We start from the raw sequence: 7593 nt of genomic DNA, 5'->3' as shown, positions 1-7593 counted from the left end.
GGGGACCTCGACCCCTTCACGCCACCTCTGACCCAGCTAGCCTCAAACACCTACCCCCACCGGATGTCCGAAGAGCCCCTTAACAGGACAGTTTGCCAGCCTCGGCGAGGGCCGCCGTAGGCCCCCATCTGTGGGATGCTGCCCAGGAGCATGGTCTCAACAATGTGCCTCACCTCAGATTTTCTCAACAAGACAATACACCGCCTTTGACGGGAATGAGAGGACCGAAGTGAGGAGTGTGGAGTAGGCGAGGGTCAGCGCGGCGGAGGAACACGTTGCGTCACGGCATCAACGGCTCGGCGGCTGTCGCCGTCCTGAGCGTGCTCACCGACACCTGTCGAAGCAGATGCAGGGCCTCTTACATCGATTCCCACCGCAGGCTCAGTTGCCGCGGGAACCCCTTGGAAGGTAAGTCGGCTGGCGGCGCCGCGCGCTTCGGCACAACAACTGCCAGTGTTTGCCAAAGCACGGACATATTCTATGACCGTGGAAGAAATGGGTGGAGGAGTGGCGCGGCAGGGACTAGCCGAGGGTCTCTACGAAACGCTTGTTACTGACTCGCTCCTGCGGCGCCTAGCTGACGCCCCTCATCTCGAAGCAAGAGTTGAGCCGCTAGGTGAAAATGACGCTCTTGCAGCGGTGTCACGGCACCTGGCCAAAGTGATGAAGGAGGCGCTGCTCAAAGCCGAGCCCGAGAGCCGACTTGCCCTGGTCAATCAACTTCTAGTCGCACTGTCAGCGAACGACGCAATCGATCAGGAGCCGTCGCAGTTACTATCGCTACACAAGCGCAAGTCGGTCAAGCGGCGCGACTTGCGGCGGCCAGCGACGGCGCTCTCCAACTCTGCTCTCCTTACAAACGGCAGGGATGAGCCGAACTTGGCGGCGGAGCTGCGCGCTGAGATGGAGTCCGCCAACACCGTCGACCTTCTCTGTGCCTTCGTTCGATGGACCGGGCTCAGGCTTCTCCACCCTGCTCTTGAGCGATTAGCCGAACGCGGAGTGCAGCTACGCGTCATTACGACCACCTACATGGGTGCTACTGAACGTCGAGCCATTGACGAGTTGGTGAAGCGATACGGCGCTGAGGTCAAGATCAGCTACGAATCGCAAGCGACGCGACTGCATGCAAAGGCGTGGTTGTTCCGTCGCAACACCGGCTTCGACACCGCCTACGTGGGCAGCTCGAATTTGAGCAAGGCAGCTTTGGTCGACGGGCTGGAATGGAACGTGCGTCTCAGCTCCGTCGCCACACCAGACCTCCTCAAGAAGTTTGAGGTGACCTTCGATAGCTACTGGGCACAGCGCGCCTTTCATTCCTACGACCCTGAGCGGGACGGCGACAAGCTTGATGCGGCCCTTGAACGTAACGGTGGTCGACGCACTGGTGCACCAAAGACCGAAACCAGACTTGAGGTAGAGCCGTACCTGCACCAGATCGAGATGCTCGAGGATCTCGAGTCTGAACGACTCAAGGGTCACACACAAAACCTCATGGTTGCTGCAACTGGCACCGGCAAGACCGTCATCGCCGCTCTCGACTATCAGCGCCTCTGCGAAGCAGCGGGCCGGCGCCTCACGCTGCTTTTCGTGGCGCATCGGCAGGAGATTCTGAAGCAAGCGCTGAGTACATATCGCACTGTGATGCAGGACGGTGCGTTTGGCGAGCTCTACGTAGGCGACAACAAGCCAGCGCAGTGGAACCATGTCTTCGCGTCGGTGCAATCGCTCGCCTCGCGTGGAATCGGAATGCTGGAACCAGACTCCTTCGACGTCGTCGTGATCGACGAATTCCACCACGCCATGGCGCCGAGCTATCGGCGCCTCATCGACCATTTCCGTCCACAGCAGTTGCTCGGGTTGACCGCCACTCCCGAACGTGGCGACGGTGTCGACGTAGCTCAGCAGTTTTTCGACGGCCGGACCGCGAGTGAACTTCGCCTCTGGGATGCTCTCGATGCCGATCTGCTCGTGCCGTTCCATTACTTCGGGGTCTCGGACGACGTCGACCTTAGCCAGGTCGAGTGGAAGCGGGGTAACTACGACGTTGAGCAACTCGACCGCCTGTACACGGGCAACGATGCTCGGGCAGCAAAGGTCATCCGAGAGCTGCGCGACAAGGTCACCAGCATCGACCACATGCGCGCGCTTGGCTTCTGCGTCTCGGTGCACCATGCGCACTATATGGCAGAGGTCTTCAACCGCGCCGGGATCCGATCGCTCGCTGTTGATGGCGGCACTGACGATGCTGAGCGCGCACTCGCTTTATCAAAGCTGCGAGACGCGACCGTCAACTGTCTCTTCACCGTTGACCTGTTCAACGAAGGTCTCGATTTGCCGCAGGTGGATACCGTGCTGATGCTTCGGCCTACTCAGAGCTCGACGGTATTCCTGCAGCAGCTCGGACGCGGCCTCCGCAGGGCTGAGGGGAAGTCTGTGCTCACCGTGCTGGACTTCATCGGGCAACAACGCCGTGAGTTTCGGTTCGACCTCCGGTATCGGGCACTGACCGGGTACGGGCGCAAGCAGCTAGAGAAGGCTGTGGAGGACGAGTTCCCGTACCTCCCGTCGGGATTGCAAATCGTCCTCGATCGTGTCGCGCAAAAGGTGGTGCTCGATAACATAAGGTCTCAGCTGCGGTTCAATCGGTCGCAACTCGTTCAGGACATCGCATCCTACGGCGAGACGAACTTGGCTTCCTATCTCGAGAAGTCCGGCAATGACCTGAAGCAGCTGTATCGGAACACAAAGGACTCCTGGACCGGCTACCTACGCCAGGCCGGCTTGATCGGCTCTCTCGCGGAAGCGGGTGTGGGCGAGCAGATTCTTGACTTATCTAGCTCCAAGGAGCAAAAGTTCCTTGGCCGCATGGTCCGCTTCCTTCACGTCGATGACCCCGAGCGCGGTGAAGCGTACGCGAAGCTTCTTGCACCGGCATGCCCGCCCTACGCGGATCTCGGCTCTCGCGAGCAGATTTTCGCGCGCATGCTGTTCTATACGCTTTGGAGCGACGGCGGCGGATTCAGCACGTACGACGCCGGGCTGAGTTACCTCCGGCAGCATCGCTTTGTGTGCAGCGAGATCCAGCAGCTGCTCGCGCTAGGGGTTTCTACGTCGCGTCGCGCGAGTAAGGGTCTCGGATTGGGATTGCAGCAAATCCCTCTGCTGTCGCACGCGACGTACCGTAGGGAAGAAGTTCTCGCTGCACTGAGTTACGGCTCCCTTGAAGCGGGGAAGAACGTGCAACACCGTGAGGGAGTTGCCTGGTCTCCTCAAACCTCGACAGACGCCTTCTTCGTCACGCTCAGCAAGGACGCTAAGAATCACTCCGCGTCGACGATGTATAAGGACTATGCAATTAGCCCCGAGCTGTTCCACTGGGAGTCTCAAAACGCGACTTCGCCGTCGAGCCCGACGGGACGGCGCTACCTGGACCGGAAAGGGCACGGCTCCCACGTGCTGATCTTCACGAGACCGACCGCGGAGGATGAGACAGGACTCGCGGTGCCGTACACCTGTCTTGGCGCGGTGGACTATGTTCAGCACTCGGGTGAGAAGCCAATCGCCATCACGTGGAAGCTGCAGCGCGCCATGCCCGCTGACGTGTTCGCGGAAGCGGCCGCAGTGGCGCGATGACTGTAGTTACAAACAGCTTGCCTAAAAGTCGCGCAGGTAGCGCAGCGAAAAATGGTTTGATCGTCGACGGCTTTCCAACATATTCGATAAGGGACGGTGAGCCGAGTAGTACGGAATCATCGTCTTGCCTGCTTCACTAGCTCCTGTAACCGGTACCAAAGCCGAACATGTCGAGCACCTTCGCACCGGTGATTGCTCGTGATCCTAGGTTTCCCGAATCGAAATCAAGCGTCGTATGCGCCTGGGTGAGACTGTCGATTTCAGCACGATGGTCCGAGTAAAACACGCCTAAGAGTGTCAATGATTTGTCGCTGACAGTTCTGAACGCCGCTCCTTCCTTGCGCCTGTCGGATAGCCGTCTAAATCCCTTGATGAAATAGGTATCGAATGATGGGATCACGCCCCAGACTCCCATCATCACTTTGCTAACAAGAGTCGTATGAGATCCTCCCTCTGGAAGGAGCGTGGAGCGAAGGTCGTCGTAGGCAGCGAGGATGGCTTGACATGCGTGGGGATCTGCGTAGTTTCGGGCGTCGAGGCCGTTCACCTCTGGGTTGTGCTTCTCAATTACACGAATAGCGTCTGAGTAGTGCCGAGCGTTCGTGCTTGTGAATAGGTACGAAGAGCCGCGCAACATGCCCCAGCTGGCCAAATAGTAGCCGAGCTGGAGGCAACTCAGCTGCATGTCGTTGGTCGGATAAGGGTTGGACTGGAAGTGGTTGAAGCAAAAGTCCCAACTTCGCGTTCGGCCAACAAGCGCTGATTTTCGATCTTCCCCGATCTGAAGGAAGATCTCAACGCTTCGTGTTATCTGTGAGTCCTCTACAAGTTTCATTCACGAAGGTTAGCCCTTTTTAATGATGGAGTGAGCTAAGGCTACCTTGACCGAAAGTTTGCGAGGCCGGATATTCGAGTGGCCTAGCACTATCAGCGACCAACTGCTCCGGGTTCCGTTCTCACCTTGCCAGTTGCGCGGCTCCGAGGCTAGTTACGAAGACCTAGCGGCGGTGGCGTCGAGGATGAACCGGGCGGTCTCCTGCGGCTGGTCCCAATGCGGGAAGTGGCCGCAGTCCTCGAAGACGTGCAAGGTGGCGTCCGGATAGAGAGACATGGCGACGGCGGCCTCACTGAGCGGGGTCACTCTGTCCGACCGACCCCAGCCGAACGCCAGCCGGCCTTTGAGCGTCCCCCGTGGCGCGCCTGCCTGGCGCGGTCCGTGTGCGAGCGACTTCCGAGCGTCGTCGAGACTAGGCGAGGTGGCGAATCCGCGGAGCTCCGTCAGGACGAGGTCCGGGTCGAGCTTCCAGGGGGCCGCCGAGAACTGGGAGAGCAGCGCCGTCCGGCCCGCAGCCTGCCGGACGAGGGTCGGCAGGACGGACTGGATGCGACGCACCAGCGCGATGGACGCCGTGATGCTGCCGTTGAAGATGCGCACCTGGGTGTCGTTCCAGAATCCTCCGGGATCGAGGGCGACCACGTTGCCGGCGTGACCCCGCCGCGTCAGCTCGACCACGATCCGCGCACCCATGGAGCTCCCAACGAGATCGGCGTCGAGCAGGTTCTCCTGCTCGAGGAACTGCCCGACGGCGTCCGTGAGGGTCTCGATGGTCACCTCGCCCGTGAGCGGTTCGCTGCCGCCGAACCCGGGGAGGTCGACGGCGATGACCTCGCGCTGGTCCTGCAGCAGGGGGAGGACGGGATCCCAGGTGCGGAGGCTCGAACCGAGCCCGTGCACGAGGACGAGTGGTTTTCCGGTGCCGGTTCGTTCGGTGTTCAGCATGTGCGGGCCTTCCGTAGCGGACGCGAGACCCCAGTGTATGCGGGCGCAGGGCGCTGAAGCCGATCCTGGCGCTGGCGAGCGATCGGGCAGGAGAAACGGTGATTGCTTCTGTGAGAATGGGCGCATGACTCAGACAGAGATCCGCCACCACGAGCAGTCCGTCACCGTTCAGGCGTCGGCGGACGCCGTCTACCACCTCGTCTCCGACATCACCCGCACCGGTGAGTGGAGTCCTGTGTGTACGAGGTGCTGGTGGGACGACGACGCCGAGGCAGGCCGGGTCGGCGCCTGGTTCACCGGACACAATGAGCTTCCGCACCGCACGTGGGAGACCCGATCGAAGGTCCTGGCCGCAGTACCAGGCCTTGAGTTCGCCTGGGCGGTCGGCGGTGATCGGGTGCGCTGGGGCTACACGCTGACGCCAGCCGGCACCGGGACCACCCTGACCGAATCGTGGGACTTCCTGCCGGGCGGCATCGCCTTCTTCGAGGAGAAGTTCGGGGACGATGCGGCCGCAGAGATCGCCGACCGGACCCGGCAGGCGCTCGACGGCATCCCGACGACCCTCGCCGCCATCAAGCGGATCGCCGAGACCGGCACCTCACGTGAGACCAGCACCTCAGGTGAGGGCAACCTGGCATAGCCACCGCGACGGGAGCAGCCTCAGCAGGGGGCCTCAGTAGGCAGCGACACCCGCTTCAGCGACCTCCTGGTCCTGCTCGATGGTGCCGGTGGAGACGCCGATGGCGCCCATGATGCTGCCGTCGCGCACCAGCGGGATGCCGCCGGGGAACACCGCGAGACGGCCGCCGTGCGCGTCGCTCAGCCCGTAGATCGGGCCGTCCTGCCGCGTGACGCCCTGCAGGTCGCCGGTCTCGCACTGGAAGGCGACGGACGTGTAGGCCTTGTTGATCGAGATGGTGATGCTGCCGATGTTCGCGCCATCCATCCGCACGTGCGCCTTCAGATTGCCGCCGGCGTCCACGACGGCGATGTCCATCGGCTGGCCGATCTCCGTGGCCTTCGCCGCGGCGGCGTCGATGACGCGACGGGCTTCCTCGGAGGTGATGGTCTCGAGCACTGATCCTTGGGGCATGGGAGTGTCCTTCGTCGTCGAAGTGGTGGAGCACGGAGGTGAAGTGGTGGAGCACGGAGGGAGAGCAGCGGCCTGGGCAGCCGCGGCCTACTCAACCACCGGCGTCGTCCGCTGGCGAGGTGGTGATTACCCCCAGCGGGGAGGGAGGGGTACCACCCATACCCCCGCGGGTGAGGCGCGCCTACGGTGGGGAGCAGCCTAACCAGGAGGACTCACCGTGGGCGTTGCACCCCTGAAAGACATCGTCGATCCGGCGTTCCAGGCGCGCTACGGCGTGCCTGCCATCAACATCTTCAACGACCTGACCATGGAGGCCGTCCTGGCGGGCGCGGTGGAGGCCAACTCCCCGGTGATCTTGCAGACCTCCGTGAAAACCGTGCGCAGTGTCGGCTCCCGCGTGCTCTTCGACATGTGGCACTCCATGACCCGCGGCATCGAGGTGCCCGTCACCCTGCACCTGGATCACTGCCCCGACCGCGCGGTGGTCACCGAATGCCTCAAGGTCGGCTGGAACTCGGTGCTCTTCGACGCCTCCGAGCTGCCGGTCGAGGAGAACCAGCGCCAGACCATCGACGTCGTCGCCGAGGCGCGCAGCTACGGCGCGCAGGTGGAGGGCGAGATCGAGGCCATCACCGGCGTCGAGGACGATCACGGCTCCGACGAGGTGTCCCAGCAGCAGAGTCTCGAGGTGGCGCTCGCGTTCATCGACGCCACCGGGATCGACGTGTTCGCCCCGTCCATCGGCAACGCCCACGGCAGCTACAAGGCAGCCCCGGTGCTCGACGTCGAGCGCGTCACGCAGATCGTGGAGGCGCGGAACGTACCGATCGCCCTCCACGGCGGCAGCGGCCTGAGCAACGAGCAGTTCGCCGACCTCATCGCCCGCGGCTGCGCGAAGGTCAACATCTCCACCGCCCTCAAGGAAACGTTCATGCAGTCGAGCCTGGCATTCCTGAAGCAGGCCGAGCAGAACAACAAGTGGGACCCGCCGTCGCTGTTCAAGCACACGCGGGCCGACGTCGTCGCGATGGTCACCGAGCTCTGCACCCAGTTCGGCAGCGCCGGCAAGGGCGGCCGTTGA

Annotated in this window: 6 protein-coding genes; 3 read left to right on the top strand and 3 right to left on the bottom strand. The window is 62.4% G+C overall.

Features of this window, described 5'->3' with window-relative positions; genetic code table 11:
* The first annotated feature begins 480 nt into the window (after window positions 1-480).
* Complete coding sequence (locus tag Q0747_RS12855; RefSeq protein WP_298255247.1) at window positions 481-3636, top strand: DUF3427 domain-containing protein; 3156 nt, start codon at window positions 481-483, stop codon at window positions 3634-3636.
* Between the two features lie 136 nt (window positions 3637-3772).
* On the opposite strand, the gene Q0747_RS12850 is transcribed toward Q0747_RS12855, so the two are convergent.
* Both Q0747_RS12850 and Q0747_RS12845 read right to left on the bottom strand, forming a co-directional pair.
* Window positions 3773-4471 (bottom strand): hypothetical protein, encoded by a 699-nt coding sequence (locus tag Q0747_RS12850; protein ID WP_298255245.1) that lies wholly within the window; start codon window positions 4469-4471, stop codon window positions 3773-3775.
* Between the two features lie 153 nt (window positions 4472-4624).
* The gene (locus Q0747_RS12845; protein WP_298255243.1) at window positions 4625-5416 is read right to left on the bottom strand and encodes an alpha/beta fold hydrolase; all 792 of its coding nucleotides are present in this window, start codon (window positions 5414-5416) and stop codon (window positions 4625-4627) included.
* A 124-nt stretch (window positions 5417-5540) separates the two neighbouring features.
* Between Q0747_RS12845 and Q0747_RS12840 the strand changes: the two genes are divergently transcribed.
* A complete protein-coding gene (locus Q0747_RS12840; RefSeq protein WP_298255241.1) occupies window positions 5541-6059 on the top strand; it encodes an SRPBCC family protein in 519 nt (172 codons plus the stop codon).
* 33 nt (window positions 6060-6092) lie between these two features.
* On the opposite strand, the gene Q0747_RS12835 is transcribed toward Q0747_RS12840, so the two are convergent.
* Entirely contained in the window at window positions 6093-6512 is a 420-nt protein-coding gene (locus Q0747_RS12835) for a heme-binding protein (protein ID WP_298255239.1), read from the bottom strand.
* Window positions 6513-6729: 217 nt separating this feature from the next.
* Between Q0747_RS12835 and Q0747_RS12830 the strand changes: the two genes are divergently transcribed.
* Window positions 6730-7593 (top strand): class II fructose-bisphosphate aldolase, encoded by an 864-nt coding sequence (locus Q0747_RS12830; protein ID WP_298255237.1) that lies wholly within the window; start codon window positions 6730-6732, stop codon window positions 7591-7593.

Source organism: uncultured Arthrobacter sp. (assembly GCF_947493765.1).
GTDB lineage: Bacteria > Actinomycetota > Actinomycetes > Actinomycetales > Micrococcaceae > Arthrobacter_D.
This window is presented reverse-complemented; position numbering and strand designations above follow the sequence as displayed.